Origin of the sequence: Streptococcus sp. HMSC064D12, assembly GCF_001837205.1 — a bacterium.
Taxonomy (GTDB): domain Bacteria; phylum Bacillota; class Bacilli; order Lactobacillales; family Streptococcaceae; genus Streptococcus; species Streptococcus salivarius_D.
Genome location: NZ_KV831762.1, coordinates 97,671 through 112,351 on the forward strand (window position 1 = coordinate 97,671; position 14,681 = coordinate 112,351).

Annotated in this window: 13 protein-coding genes and 1 pseudogene; 10 read left to right on the forward strand and 4 right to left on the reverse strand. The window is 38.3% G+C overall.

The window, feature by feature from the left end; translation table 11 throughout:
* From HMPREF2697_RS08740 to htpX, 4 genes and pseudogenes are all read left to right on the forward strand, one after another.
* A pseudogene (locus HMPREF2697_RS08740) lies at positions 1-1,196 on the forward strand (alpha-1,3-glucanase); the annotation flags it as partial.
* 141 nt (positions 1,197-1,337) lie between these two features.
* Positions 1,338-2,342: a DNA/RNA non-specific endonuclease gene (locus tag HMPREF2697_RS08745; RefSeq protein WP_070850424.1), complete on the forward strand. Its 1,005-nt coding sequence runs from the start codon at positions 1,338-1,340 to the stop codon at positions 2,340-2,342.
* Positions 2,343-2,490: 148 nt separating this feature from the next.
* Entirely contained in the window at positions 2,491-3,051 is a 561-nt protein-coding gene (locus tag HMPREF2697_RS08750) for a LemA family protein (protein WP_004182745.1), read from the forward strand.
* Position 3,052: 1 nt separating this feature from the next.
* Positions 3,053-3,952 (forward strand): zinc metalloprotease HtpX, encoded by a 900-nt coding sequence (gene htpX / locus HMPREF2697_RS08755; RefSeq protein ID WP_002884129.1) that lies wholly within the window; start codon positions 3,053-3,055, stop codon positions 3,950-3,952.
* Positions 3,953-4,002: 50 nt separating this feature from the next.
* On the opposite strand, the gene HMPREF2697_RS08760 is transcribed toward htpX, so the two are convergent.
* From HMPREF2697_RS08760 to HMPREF2697_RS08775, 4 genes are all read right to left on the reverse strand, one after another.
* On the reverse strand, positions 4,003-4,650 hold the full coding sequence (locus tag HMPREF2697_RS08760) for a metal-dependent transcriptional regulator (RefSeq protein ID WP_014633312.1): 648 nt from the start codon (positions 4,648-4,650) through the stop codon (positions 4,003-4,005).
* Between the two features lie 79 nt (positions 4,651-4,729).
* Entirely contained in the window at positions 4,730-5,656 is a 927-nt protein-coding gene (locus tag HMPREF2697_RS08765) for a metal ABC transporter substrate-binding protein (RefSeq protein WP_070850437.1), read from the reverse strand.
* Between the two features lie 38 nt (positions 5,657-5,694).
* Positions 5,695-6,534, reverse strand: a complete 840-nt coding sequence (locus HMPREF2697_RS08770) for a metal ABC transporter permease (RefSeq protein WP_004182741.1) — start codon at positions 6,532-6,534, stop codon at positions 5,695-5,697.
* A complete protein-coding gene (locus HMPREF2697_RS08775; protein ID WP_013990797.1) occupies positions 6,524-7,252 on the reverse strand; it encodes a metal ABC transporter ATP-binding protein in 729 nt (242 codons plus the stop codon). Before HMPREF2697_RS08775 ends, HMPREF2697_RS08770 begins: the two co-directional genes overlap by 11 nt.
* Before the next feature lie 289 nt (positions 7,253-7,541).
* Here HMPREF2697_RS08775 and HMPREF2697_RS08780 point away from each other — a divergent pair, with 289 nt between their 5' ends.
* From HMPREF2697_RS08780 to HMPREF2697_RS08805, 6 genes are all read left to right on the forward strand, one after another.
* Positions 7,542-8,015, forward strand: a complete 474-nt coding sequence (locus HMPREF2697_RS08780; RefSeq protein WP_037605591.1) for a membrane protein — start codon at positions 7,542-7,544, stop codon at positions 8,013-8,015.
* Positions 8,012-8,407, forward strand: a complete 396-nt coding sequence (locus HMPREF2697_RS08785) for a DUF4430 domain-containing protein (protein ID WP_049528733.1) — start codon at positions 8,012-8,014, stop codon at positions 8,405-8,407. The genes HMPREF2697_RS08780 and HMPREF2697_RS08785 overlap by 4 nt, the downstream gene beginning before the upstream one ends.
* Positions 8,408-8,582: 175 nt before the next feature.
* Complete coding sequence (gene ppc, locus HMPREF2697_RS08790) at positions 8,583-11,405, forward strand: phosphoenolpyruvate carboxylase (RefSeq protein WP_045771814.1); 2,823 nt, start codon at positions 8,583-8,585, stop codon at positions 11,403-11,405.
* Positions 11,406-11,477: 72 nt separating this feature from the next.
* Positions 11,478-12,512 carry a DNA polymerase III subunit delta gene (holA, locus tag HMPREF2697_RS08795; protein ID WP_014633307.1) on the forward strand — a complete coding sequence of 345 codons (1,035 nt, stop codon included), beginning with the start codon at positions 11,478-11,480 and terminating at the stop codon, positions 12,510-12,512.
* A gap of 95 nt (positions 12,513-12,607) precedes the next feature.
* Positions 12,608-13,213, forward strand: coding sequence for a superoxide dismutase SodA (gene sodA / locus HMPREF2697_RS08800; RefSeq protein WP_004182735.1), 606 nt, complete (start codon positions 12,608-12,610; stop codon positions 13,211-13,213).
* A 97-nt stretch (positions 13,214-13,310) separates the two neighbouring features.
* Entirely contained in the window at positions 13,311-14,669 is a 1,359-nt protein-coding gene (locus HMPREF2697_RS08805; RefSeq protein WP_083319684.1) for a serine hydrolase, read from the forward strand.
* Positions 14,670-14,681: the final 12 nt, after the last annotated feature.

Consider the following 14,681-nt stretch of genomic DNA (forward strand, 5'->3'; position numbering starts at 1 on the left):
CAGAGTCTTCAGTTTCAGAAACACCAAAGAGTGAAGAAGGTTCAAGCACTCCGGTTTCCGAAGCATCAACAAGTGAAGTAATTTCCGAGACATCAGCATCAGAAACACCAAAGAGTGAGGAAAGTTCAAGCACTCCAGTTTCTGAATCCTCAACAAGTGAAGTGGCTTCCGAAACTTCAGCATCAGAAACACCAAAGAGTGAAGCAAGCTCAAGCGCCCCAGTTTCCGAGACTTCTAACAGTGAAGTGATCTCAGAGTCTTCAGTTTCAGAAACACCAAAGAGTGAGGCAGGTTCAAGCACTCCAGTTTCCGAAGCATCAACTAGTGAAGTAGTTTCTGAGACTTCAACATCAGAAACACCAAAGAGTGAGGAAAGTTCAAGCACTCCAGTTTCAGAAACACCAAAGAGTGAAGAAAACTCAAGTACTCCAATTTCCGAGACATCAAACAGTGAAGTAGTTTCCGAAACTTCAGCATCAGAAACACCAAAGAGTGAGGGAAGCTCAACTGCTCCAGCCTCTGAGTCACCAAAGAATGAGGAAACTTCAGTAGCTTCATCTACTAGTCAGGTTGACGTAGCAATTACTTCTGACAGCCCAGAGAAATCTCCAACTTCAGAAAGTACACAAAAGGATCCGATTAGCGAGGTTTCTTCAGAAGTTATTGAAAAAGGTTCAACAAGTCAGGTCGATGTCAATGTTTCTGAAGCTCCAACAACAGCACGTACATCTGAAGTTGTCAGCATCTCCCCAAATAGTCAGGTCGCTTATAACAATGACCTAAAAATCTCTGTAACAAGCAGTCAGCTCGCCTCAGAAGCTATTCGCTTTAATTCTCTTTTGAATGAGAAGTCTGTGGATGTGATTGCAAGTAAAGTTATGGCGGTTATGGCCTCTGAAACATTAGCCTCAGAAGCGGCATCACTTACAAGCTCTGAAGGTGTTGCCAAAGAGATTAGCAGTGATTTGTCAGAATTGGCGGAAAGCAAGAAGGATGACACACCTAAGAATGTCGCCCGTATTGATAAAGCAACTGAGGCAAAACAGGTGGCCAAGAGTTCTGAAAGCCAAGCTAGCACTTCAAAAGAAAAAGGTAAGTCTAATACGACAACGGTCTTCCTTCTTGTCGGAGTTGCTGCAGCACTAAGTATATCTACAGTTTATCTTACAAAACAAGGTAAAAAAGCAGGTAAATAATAGGTAAGAAACATCCATTAAATTGGGTGTTTTTGTTTTTAAGCAAGCTCTAAGATACCTAATATCATTATTCTTTATTTTTAATCATCCACTTTGATTTGGTCCTGTATAATTAAAGTGATAAAAAATTAAGGAGTTAAGATGATGAAAGAAAAAAGAAATAGTAGGATTCGTTTATTTGCTCTTCTTGTTTTAGTATTTACTTTAGGATTCGGATTTTCAGTTGATACTAGCAAACAATCTTCGGCTGTGAGCTCTCAAGTGGTTCAAGCGGATGAGAACAATGGTATCTTGACTTTTAATGGTCAAAAGCAGTTTGTCATGGAGGAGAAGGACCAGTTAGGACGTGCCCACAGTGCTCATATACAGTTACAAGATAAGGACGAGCCGAAGAATAAGCGTCCCGGTAAAATAAAATATGATCCTGTAGGATGGCATAACTATAAGTTTTATTATGGTGACGGTAAATCAAAATCTTGGCTAATGAATCGAGGGCATTTGATTGGCTATCAGTTTTCTGGTGTCAATGACGAGGGCAAGAATTTAGTGCCTATGACTGCCTGGTTGAATTCTGGAAATTATAAAGGAACCGACGAAGGTAATCAGTCAGGTATGCTTTATTACGAGAATCGCTTGGATAACTGGCTAGCACTCCACCCTAACTATTGGTTAGACTATAAGGTAACAGCTATCTACAGTGGAGATGAGTTGTTGCCTCGTCAAGTAGAACTTCAGTATGTTGGTATTGATGGTTCTGGAAATCTCTTGGAAATTAAACTTGGTGGAGATAAGGAGACTCTTGACAGTCAGGGAGTTACGCATGTTATCTTGGATAACCAATCACCAAATGCAGAAATCAATTATGCAGATGGGACAGCGACAAATACGGTTACTGAATTTACTGAAGCGCCATCTGAGCCTAGTTCTGAGAGTTCACAGGTGACTGAACAACCAAGTTCTGAGCCAGAGCCTGTGCAACCTTCACAAGAAGAAAGTCGAACAGTTTATGTGGCGCGTCATGGAACAGCAGATGTTTATTGGTATGACATCAACAGTATGCCTAGCAATACCAACAAAGCAAATGTCGTTACAATGACAGAGGCAGATGCCCTAGCCCAAGGTAAACGACACACGTCTAAAGAGTAATACAAAAGCTGGACATCTTGTCCAGTTTTTTTGTAAAACGACTCACATTTTACCACTTTCATCTGAAAATTTGATATACTGAGACTATCAAAGATACTTGAAAGAGAGGTTAATTGACTCTTTTTCAGTACAAGAAAGGAATAGAAATATGATTTGGATTATTATTGCCATTATCGTTGTTCTTGTAATTTTTGTTATTGCAAGTTATAACGGCTTGGTTAAAAGCCGTATGCAGACTAAGGAGGCATGGAGTCAAATTGATGTTCAATTGAAACGTCGTAATGACCTTCTTCCTAACTTGATTGAAACTGTTAAAGGTTATGCAAAATACGAAGGTTCAACGCTTGAAAAAGTAGCAGAACTTCGTAATCAAGTAGCAGCGGCGACTTCGCCAGCAGAAGCGATGCGTGCTAGTGATGAATTGACACGCCAGGTTTCTGGAATCTTTGCGGTAGCTGAAAGTTACCCTGACCTTAAGGCTAGTGCAAACTTCAGCCAGCTTCAAGAAGAGTTGACGAACACTGAAAACAAAATTGCCTATTCACGTCAACTTTATAACAGTGTGACAAGTAACTACAATGTGAAATTGGAAACATTCCCAAGCAATGTTATTGCTAAGATGTTTGGCTTTAAGGCTGCTGAATTCCTTGAAACACCAGAAGAAGAAAAAGCTGTTCCTAAGGTTGATTTCAGTGGACTAGGTAACTAATATGTTATTTGATCAGATTGCTCGAAATAAGAGAAAGACTTGGCTTTTGCTCCTGGTCTTTTTCCTCTTGTTGGGCCTTGTTGGTTATGGTGTCGGCTATCTTTGGTTAGGTTCAGGCTTCGGTGGTTTGATTCTTGCTCTAGTTATCGGTTTTATCTATGCCGTTACCATGATTTTCCAATCAACCAATGTCGTTATGGCTATGAATGGTGCACGAGAGGTTGATGAACAAACCGCTCCAAACCTTTATCATGTGGTTGAGGATATGGCTATGGTAGCACAAATACCGATGCCACGTGTCTTTATTGTCGATGATCCTTCAATGAATGCTTTTGCGACGGGATCTAGCCCTAAAAATGCTGCTGTGGCTGCTACGACAGGTCTTCTTGCAGTTATGAATCGTGAGGAACTTGAAGGGGTCATAGGGCACGAAGTCAGCCATATTCGTAACTATGACATCCGTATTTCGACTATTGCAGTAGCCTTGGCATCTGCGATCACCATGCTAGCTGGTATGGCTCGCAATATGATGTTCTGGGGTGGAGGCCGTCGTCGTAATGATGATGACCGAAATGGAAGTAGTGGCTTGGAGATTATTCTTCTCATTATTTCCTTGATTGCCATTATCCTTGCGCCTTTAGCAGCTACTCTGGTTCAGTTGGCTATTTCACGTCAGCGTGAATTTCTAGCTGATGCTTCTAGCGTCGAATTGACACGTAACCCACAAGGTATGATTAATGCTCTGCTTAAACTTGATCATAGTGAACCGATGCAACATCACGTAGATGATGCTAGCGCAGCTCTCTATATCAATGATCCTAAAAAGGAATCTGGTTTGCAGAAGCTCTTTTATACGCACCCACCAATTTCAGAACGGGTGGAACGCTTGAAACAAATGTAAAAAAAGTGAGACTGATGACAATTCTAAGGGTGTTTATCAGCCTCACTTTTTTAGTTTGATTCAATATAAAGGTTGCTAGCAACAGTTTCTGGAATTTGAATTTCTTTTCCATCAATATTCAGGCGGTAAAGTTGTGTAAAAGGGTCAAAGCCTTTCAAGGTAAAAGTTACTCCAATTTTAAGACCGACAGTTTCCAAATAATGGAGTAAATCAATTTGATCCTGAACTCGACGAAGTACATAGTCTCCAGGAGCTAGGTCTTGTGTAAAAGTCTGGTTGTAGATTTCCTCTATGAGCTGACCTGACTTGGGGATTTGCCCACCGTGTGGACAGGTTTGGGGGTAATTGAGTAGGCGGTCAAGGGCATTGATAAAGTGATCAGAGACAGTATGCTCTAAAATTTCAGCCTCTTGATGAATTAGGTCGCAAGTATATTGCAAGTGGTCCACCAAAAAGACTTCGATAAGGCGATGTTTCCGATAGAGTTCAGCGACATTGATTTTACCAGTTTTCGTTAGAAGATAGCCCTTGACTTTGTCTTTGATGATGAGGTCTTCTGAAATCAATTTCTTAATCATTTCCGTCACAGCAGGTGGAGACACCTGCATACGGTTTGCGATTTCCTTATTGCTTATTTTGCTTTCTTCAGTACCAATCTCATAGATACATTTGAGGTAGTCTTCTTTGTTAGGTGTCATTTCTCTTCCTTTGAAAATAGTCTCACCTTAGTATAACAGATTTATCATAAGAATACAGAATATTTCTTAGATAAGATTTTTACTGATTCAAGCCTTGGGTGATTTTATCCAGATTATATTTCATCATGTTGTAGTAGCTATCGCCGTTTTGCCCTTTTTTGGCAATAGAATCTGTAAAGATTTTTGCATAAATAGGAATATTGGTATCCTTAGCGACTGTTTTCATAGGGCGGTCATCGACACTAGATTCGACAAAGAGTGCTGGTACCTTGGTTTGACGGAGTTTTTCCACAAGCGTTTTGATTTGGTCCGGTGTACCTTCTTCTTCAGTATTGATTTCCCAGATGTAGGCAGATGGTACTCCATAGGCTTTAGAGAAGTATTTGAAACATCCTTCACTAGTGACAATTAGTTTTTTTTCATCGGGAATGTTGTTAAAGGTCTCTTTAGCTTCTTGGTCCAGTTTACTAAGCTTGTTAGTATAGGTTTTTAGATTCTTTTCGTAATAGGTCTTGTTTTTTGGGTCCTTAGCGATGAGTTGCTTAGCAATATTTTGTGCATAAATAATCCCATTTTCCAGATTAAGCCAAGCGTGGGGATCCTCCTTACCTTTTTCTGACTGACCTTCAAGGTAAATCACCTCAACACCATCACTAACTGCAAAATAATCTTTGTTTTCTGTCTTATGGGCATTCTTGACCAACTTAGTAAACCAGGCATTCCCACCAGTTTCTAAATTGATACCGTTATAAAAAATCAAGTCAGCTTGTGACGTCTTCTTTACATCATCAGGAAGAGGTTCATATTCGTGAGGGTCCTTACCAACCGGGACAATACTGTGGAGAGTGATTTTATCTCCAGCAATATTTTTGGTGATATCGGCAATAATGGAATTAGTCGTAACAACTCGTAATTTATCTTTGCTACTGTCTTGTTTATTATTACACGCTGCTAAAGCAACTACCGCTAAAAGTAATAGTGCCATTGTTGATAGTATTTTTTTCATAGGTAGTATTTTTTTCATATTATTTTCATCCTTTTATTTTATTGTTGATAAGTCTTATTCATGCCACTCTGTTTAGGGACGATGAAAAAGCTGATGAGAAAGAGAAGGGCAGATGTTAACACAATGCTTGAACCGGCCGCAATGTTAAAACTATAGCCTATAAAAAGACCTAGAACAGAGGCTAGGGCCCCAAAAACTGATGAGAGGAGAATCATGGTTTTAAGACTATTAGCATATAAGTAGGCGGTAGCAGCCGGTGTGATTAAAAGAGCCACAATAAGAATAGTGCCAACACTTTGCATAGCAGTCACAGCAACCAAGGTGAGAATAACCATAAGTAAGTAATGGTAGAAGGTGACTCTAACTCCAATAGACTTAGCTAAGATTGGATCAAAGGATGTCAGGAGTAGAGGACGAAAGAAAATTTTTATTGTTGTTAGTACGAGAAGGGCAACGGCAATCGTTATCCACATATCCAAGTCTTGTACAGCTAGAATATTTCCAAAGAGAATATGAAAGAGATCTGTGGAACTATTTGCGACACCTATGAGAATAATGCCAAGAGCTAGAAAGCTTGAAAAGGTAATACCGATTGCTGTGTCACTCTTAATAATGGAATTGCTTTTGATATAGGTAATTATTGTAGAAGCTAAAAGACCGAAGACGATGGCTCCTATGAAAAAATTGATACCTAAGATAAAGGAAATGGCTACGCCAGGTAAAACCGCATGTGAAATCGCATCACCCATTAGTGACATACCTCTTAGAATAATAAAACAACCAACAGCCCCCCCGACAATTCCAATAACTAAAGCCGTTATAAGGGCGTTCTGCAAGAAGTGGAAATTTAGCAAACCATCAATAAATTCAGAAAACATTTGCATCTCCTTTATAAAATAAACTGTTACCGTAGGTTTTACGGAGATTATCCTCATTAAAAATAAGATTAGTAGGCCCGCTAGCAATCAATTTACGATTGAGGAGGATGACTTGGTCAAAATAATGAGGGACCTTACTCAAATCATGGTGAACAATGAGAATAAGCTTTCCTTGTTTCTTAAGTTCCCTCAAGGTGTTCATGATAATATCTTCACTAACAGAATCGATCCCAACGAAGGGCTCATCTAATAGGAGGACATCTGCCTCTTGTACAAGACAACGAGCAATCAGAACCCGTTGAAATTGGCCCCCTGATAATTGGCTTATCTGGCGATGGGCCAGATCATTTAAACCGAGTAGAGCTAAAGCTTTTGTGACCTTAGACCAATCTCTTTTAGTTAGACGTTTAAAGAACTTGGTTTTGGAATAGAGGCCTAGAGAGACGCACTCTTTGACAGTAATTGGAAAGTTAAAATCAATTTCCGCCTTTTGTGCAACATAGGAAAGACGATTTAATTGCTGACGAATAGGCTGTTTATTGAATAGGAATTGCCCGGAGTGAGGGATAATACCAATAAGTGCTTTAATTAGGGTTGATTTGCCAGCACCATTAGGACCAATAATTCCGGTGATACTTGGTCCGTCTAGGTTTAAGGTGATATTATCTAGAGCCAATGTCTGTTGGTAAGACACATTAATATTTTCGATTTGAATCATTAGCTGCCTCCTTAAGTTTAATATACTTTAAAATAATAATTAAGTCAAGTTAACTTTTATAATTAACATAACTTAATTATTTAGTGTTATCAAGATGACAGAGGATAGTGAATGAGAGTACACTTTTTATATCAAATATTCAGCCTGCTCAAACTGTTTGATATTTGGGAGAGGCAACAAGGAACATTATTTTCTACAATTTGTATGATCTCACTCTGTATTTCAAGAAATCTTTAGTTTTTATTTTTAAAAACTAGTCATATTTCTTTATTTCTGGCATAATAGATATATGAAACTAACGATTCAACGAATGGCTCGGATAGCTATTCTGTCAGCTCTGGCAGTAGGATTACGGTCAGCATTTATAGGATTGCCAAATATTCAGCCTATTACAGCTATGTTTTTTGTTGCTGTTCTTTATTTGGGTTTGGTAGATGGTCTATTGATTATGGCTTTAACCATGGCCATCTCAGGATTCATCTTTGGTTTTGGTCCCTGGGTCTTTAATCAGATTCTGGCCTTCGGCGTCTTAATGGCTCTTTGGAGTTTGATTGCACCTAGGTTATCACTTGTCTGGCAGATTGCTTTGGTAACTTTTTTGTCCTTTTTCTATGGGGTTCTCCTTGATTATGGGTATGGTCTTCTATTTAAAAGTGGGATTACCTTTGTTATTTCTGGTCTACTTTACGACACCTATCATGCAGTATCGACGCTTCTATTTTATCCATTCATCCAGTCTATTTTTAGGAGGTTTTTGAAATGAAAAAATTATTAACTTATCTCTTTCTTGCCTTATCACTTGTTACCCTAGCAGCCTGTGGAAAAAATGAGGCAGCTAAACTTACTAGTAGCACAAACAATCATCAGTCTAAGGTTCAAGGTCAGGTGACTTTGATTTTGAAAACAGAAAAGGAAAGTAAGAAAAAATCAGTAGAAATCCAAAAAGGGGATACAGTACTTGATGTCTTGGAAGAAGTATATTCTGTTCAAGAAAACGATGGCTTCATCACTGAGATTGATGGTATTTCTCAAGATAAAGATAAGGGCATTTATTGGATGTTTGATGTCAATGGGAAACTTGGTGAAAAAGCAGCCAACCAACTTAAGGTTGAAGATGGCGATGAAATCAAATTTTATCAAGAAAAGTATAATTAAGATTCTGAACCCTGTTTCAGAGTCTTTTTTTAATAAAGTTCGGAAATGGACTTAAAAAATTGTTTGAAAAAGTCGGAAAATTGCAAAATAACTGACGATTTAAAGGAAAATAGTTTACTTTTGTTTTAAAAGTGATATGATAAAAGGGTACTACATAAAGTAAGGAGAATACGGTTTGGCTTTTAACAAATTGGAAAGCAGTAACAACCAGGAAATCATCTCTGAAGAAGTTGGTATCTTGAAAGAATTGTTGGATGATGCAACACGAGGCATGGCTGGAGAGCAAGGTCTCACAACAATCCAACATTTGGTTGAACTTTATGATGAAGGTGACTATGTGGCTCTAACACAAGTCATTTCAGAAATGACAAATGACGATATGGTCGTTGCATCACGTTATTTCTCTTTGTTACCTCTCTTGATTAATATCTCTGAGGACGTGGATTTGGCTTATGAAGTCAACCACAAGAACAATATTGATGAATCTTATCTAGGTAAGTTGTCTGAAACCTTTGATGTTGTCGCTGAAAGTGATAATGCACGTGACATTCTTGAACATGTCAATGTCGTGCCAGTTTTGACAGCACACCCAACTCAGGTTCAACGTAAAACTATGCTTGAATTGACTAACCACATTCACGAACTTCTCCGTAAGCATCGTGACGTTAAGGCTGGTCTTATTAACAAGGATAAATGGTATGCGGATTTGCGTCGTTATGTAGAAATTATGATGCAAACAGATATCATTCGTGAGAAAAAACTTAAGGTTAAAAACGAAATCACTAACGTTATGGAGTATTACAACTCCTCATTGATTAAGGCGATTACGAACCTATCACATGAATTCAAACGTTTAGCGGTTGAAAAAGGTATTGAACTTGACAATCCAACACCTATTACTATGGGTATGTGGATTGGTGGTGACCGTGACGGGAACCCATTTGTAACAGCAGAAACTCTTAAACTTTCTGCAACATTGCAAAGTGAAGTTATCCTCAACTACTATATCGAAAAAGTTGATAATCTTTACCGTTCATTCTCCCTCTCATCACGCTTGACTGAGGTTTCAGATACAGTAGCAGAGATGGCGAAACATTCTCCAGATACATCTGTTTATCGTGAAAATGAACCTTACCGTCGTGCTTTCAGTTACATCCAGTCTAAGTTGATTCAAACCCTTCTTTTCTTTAAAGAAGGAAACTTCAGTAAGGAAAGAGTTGCTCAACGTCTTTCTGAAAATGTTCGTCTGGGTTCAGCTTCAACAGGTGAAGTAGTAGCTGATTACGTGCAACAACGTCTCAGCCAAAGTCTTCAAGTTGTCTCACAACAAACAACAGAATTCTACGAAACAGCAGATGCCTTCCATGATGATCTTTTGGCAATCAAAAATTCACTTCTTGAAAACGACGATGCTGTCTTGATTTCAGGTGATTTCGAAGAGCTTCTTCAAGCTGTAGAAGTCTTTGGTTTCTATCTTGCTACAATCGATATGCGTCAAGATTCAAGTGTTCATGAAGCATGTGTAGCAGAGTTGCTTAAATCTGCAAATATTGTTGATAACTATAGTGAATTAACAGAGGTTGAAAAGGTTGCTGTTCTTCTTAAAGAATTGCAAGAAGATCCTCGTACCTTGTCATCAACTAATGTGCCTAAGTCTGAAACACTTGAAAAAGAATTGGCAATCTTCCGCACTGCTCGTCTCTTGAAAGACTATATCGGTGAAGATGTCATCAAACAACATATCATTTCTCACACTGAGAGCGTTTCTGATATGTTTGAGTTGGCTATCCTTCTTAAAGAAGTTGGTTTGGTTGATACTGAACGTGCGCGTGTCCAAATTGTTCCACTTTTTGAAACTATCGAAGACTTGGAAAACTCTAATGATATCATGAAACAATATCTTGGTTATGATATCGTTAAACGTTGGATCAAGAATAGTAACAACTACCAAGAAATCATGTTGGGTTACTCAGACTCTAACAAAGATGGTGGTTACTTGTCTTCAGGTTGGACGCTTTACAAAGCTCAAAATGAGTTGACTAAGATTGGTGAAGAGCGTGGCATTAAGATTACCTTCTTCCATGGCCGTGGTGGTACTGTCGGTCGTGGTGGTGGCCCATCATACGATGCTATTACGTCTCAACCATTTGGTACCATTAAGGACCGTATCCGTTTGACTGAGCAAGGTGAAGTTATCGGTAATAAATATGGTAATAAGGATGCTGCCTACTACAATCTTGAAATGCTTGTTTCAGCTGCCCTTGACCGTATGGTAACACGTCAAATTGCCGACCCAGATGAATTGGTTGATTTCCGTGAAATTATGGACGGTATTGTTCATGATTCTAATGTTATCTATCGTGATCTTGTCTTTGGAAACGAACATTTCTATGATTACTTCTTTGAAGCAAGCCCTATTAAAGAAGTCTCAAGTTTGAATATCGGTTCTCGTCCAGCGGCTCGTAAGACAATTACTGAGATTTCTGGTCTTCGTGCGATTCCTTGGGTATTCTCATGGTCACAAAATCGTATCATGTTCCCAGGTTGGTATGGTGTGGGTTCTGCCTTTAATCGCTTTATCCAAGCTGAAGAAGGCAACCTCGAGAAACTTCAACATATGTTTGAAACATGGCCATTCTTCCGTTCACTTTTGTCAAACGTGGACATGGTGCTTTCAAAATCAGACATGAATATCGCCTTCCACTATGCACAATTGGCAGAGAGTGAAGAAGTACGCAGTGTCTTCAATATTATTTTGGATGAGTGGCAGATGACTAAGGATGTTATTCTTGCCATTGAAAAACATGATGGCTTCCTTGATGAGAGTCCATCGCTTAAAGCAAGTTTGGACTTCCGTTTGCCATACTTCAATGTCTTGAATTACATCCAAATTGAATTGATTAAACGTCTTCGTAACAATGATTTGACCGATGACGAAATTAGCCTTATTCACATTACCATCAATGGTATTGCAACAGGTCTTCGTAACTCTGGTTAATAAAGTAAAGTAAAGTTCATCACTTTGGTGGTGGGCTTTTTGTTATGGTGAAAATTCTGTTATAATAAAACCATGATTGCTATGGAAACGATTGAAAAGCTGTCCAAAGAAAAGCTCCCCATGATAACGGTCTTAGCGGGCGAGGATTTAGGGCAGTATAGTCAAGCTAAAGAAAAATTTTTAAAACAAATTGGTTTTGATCCGAGTGACTTAACCTATTCTTATTTTGATATGTCTGAGACTGATTATCAAGATGCTGAGCTCGATATAGAAAGCATGCCTTTTTTTGCAGATGAGAAGGTGGTTATTTTTGATCATTTCGCAGATATGACTACTGCTAAAAAATCATATCTGGATGAGAAAGAGTTGAAGCGCCTTGAAAATTATCTTGAGTCTCCTGTTGAAACAACACGTCTTGTCTTGATGTCTGCAGGAAAGCTAGATGGAAAGCGTCGTTTAGTCAAACTTCTCAAGCGTGATGCCATGGTGCTTGAAGCCAGTCCCTTAAAAGATGCAGAACTTAGAACCTATTTTCAAAAGCAGGCGCATCAAGAGGGGCTTACATTTGATACAGGAGTCTTTGAGGAACTTTTGATTAAGTCAAATTTTGACTTTTCAGATGTTCAAAAAAACTTAGCTTTTCTAAAGGGATATAAAACGGAAGGAAATATCTCATCGCAAGATATTGCTGAAGCCATTCCGAAAAGTTTGCAAGATAATATTTTTGATATGACGCAACTACTTTTGCGAGGTCAGATTCAGAGTGTTCGTGAATTGGTTCATGATTTACGGCTTCAGGGTGAAGATGAGATTAAGTTGATTGCTGTGATGTTGGGACAATTTCGTACCTATTTACAGGTTAAACTCTTATCTGCTCAAGGAAAAAGTGAGCAGCAAATTGTTTCAAGTCTGTCAGATTATTTAGGGCGTAAAGTTAACCAATTTCAGGTTCGTTTTGCACTGAGAGATAGCCGTCCTTTGTCAGTAGCATTCTTAAAAATGACGATTAAGATTTTAGTAGAGACAGATTACCAGATAAAAACAGGAACTTTAGATAAAGATTACTTGTTTGATTTAGCACTTCTAAAAATCGTATCAAACCGCTAGAGATTTAGAGTCTTCTTTGATTTTGTAAGCAAAATTTTTGAAAGCTCTACCACTTTACGGTAAAATGAAGAAAAAATGAAAAGAGGACCTTTACTATGGCAATTATCCTTCCAGACCTTCCTTACGCTTACGATGCATTGGAACCATACATTGATGCTGAAACAATGACTCTTCACCACGACAAACACCACGCAACTTATGTAGCAAATGCTAATGCTGCTCTTGAAAAACACCCAGAAATTGGTGAAGATCTCGAAGCACTTTTGGCTGACGTGGAACAAATTCCAGCAGATATCCGTCAAGCACTTATTAACAATGGTGGTGGACACCTTAACCATGCACTTTTCTGGGAACTCTTGTCTCCTGAAAAACAAGAACCAACTGCAGAAGTAGCAGCTGCTATTAACGAAGCTTTCGGCTCATTTGAAGCCTTCCAAGAAGCTTTCACAGCAGCAGCAACAACTCGTTTTGGTTCAGGTTGGGCATGGCTTGTTGTTAACGCTGAAGGTAAGCTTGAAGTTGTTTCAACTGCTAACCAAGACACTCCTATCTCAGACGGTAAGAAACCAATCTTGGCACTTGATGTTTGGGAACATGCTTACTACCTAAACTACCGTAATGTACGTCCAAACTACATCAAAGCTTTCTTTGAAATCATTAACTGGAATAAAGTTGCGGAGCTATATGCAGCAGCTAAATAAATTTGAAATTATCCTCAATAAAAGAGGATATTTTTTTGTAATATGATTGTAAAATTTCCTTGATTTTTAGTGAATTATAGCTTAAACTATAATTGTTATGAAAAAAAAGGAAAAACATTCAAGCAAAAAGTATAGTGGCAATCGCCGAAAAACTAAAGACAAGAAAAAAGATTCGTTAAAACAAGACCTTCAAAAAGACACTAATAAAGATGTCAAGAAAGGCAACAAAAAAGAAGTAAAAGAAGATACTAAAAAGACTTCTAAAAAATCAGTAGACCAGAAAGCGACTGAGGAAACAGTAGTACCAGTAGAGCACAAGGAAAAAGAAGCAAAAACTGAAACCTTGGCACTTAGAAGTAAGCGCTCTAAGAAATCTAGATCAAAATCATCTCGTGATGATAAAAAAGCTTATCTTATCTTAGCTTTCCTAGGTGTTTTGGTATTTCTTTTATTTATTGCTATGCTTGCTTTAGCAGGACGTGGTAAACAAGCTAGTAACACCGGTAGCCTTGGAAATATCTTCGGTTCTAATTCTAAAGTCACTAAAAAAGAAGACAAAGAAAAAGAGGAAAAGGTAACTCCAACTAATAAATCAGCCGAAGCTAAACAAGCAGTCATGGAAGCAGATGCAGATACCATGTATGGTAATGGATTGTATTATGATTATGCTAACATGACATTGAGCCAGGTAGTTGAAGCATTTATGGCTGACCAAGGTATTGAGTCTAGCCAAATTGCCTTTTCATATAAAAATACCAAGACAAATGAGCAATACTCTATGAATGATACTCAGCCAATGACTGCAGGATCAACTTATAAATTGCCACTAAACATGCTGGTCATGGATGAGGTTAATAAAGGCAAACTTTCTTTAACTGAACGTTTTGATATTACTAATACTGAGTATGAGTATCAGGGTGAACATGATAATTATGTTGCTGCTTTTGGTGGTTCAATGACTATTCCAGAGATGCAGGAATATTCTCTAGTTTACTCAGAGAATACACCAGCCTACGCTTTGGCAGAACGCCTTGGTGGTATGGAAAAATTCTATGGTATGCTCGATAAATACGGTAAATCAAAAGGTGAAGTGAAGACTATCCAAATGCATGGTAATAAGACAACAACGGATTATTATATCCAAGTTTTGGATTATCTTTGGAAACACCAAGAGGATTATAAAGATATTCTCAAATATTTGGGAGAGTCTTTCCCAGAATATTATTATAAAACATATAATCAAGGATTGACTATTTATCAGAAACCAGGTTATGTCCGTGAAGCCTTAAATGTTGATGCTATCGTGATGGAAGATACACCGTATCTTATAGCCATTTATACACGTTATTTAGGTGGTTCGGACGAAGAGACTTCAGAAATTAATAATGTAGGATTGCAACAATTAGAGATGCTTTGTTATGTCATTAATGAGTGGCACCGTGTTAATATGAACTAATAAAGAAAAGCC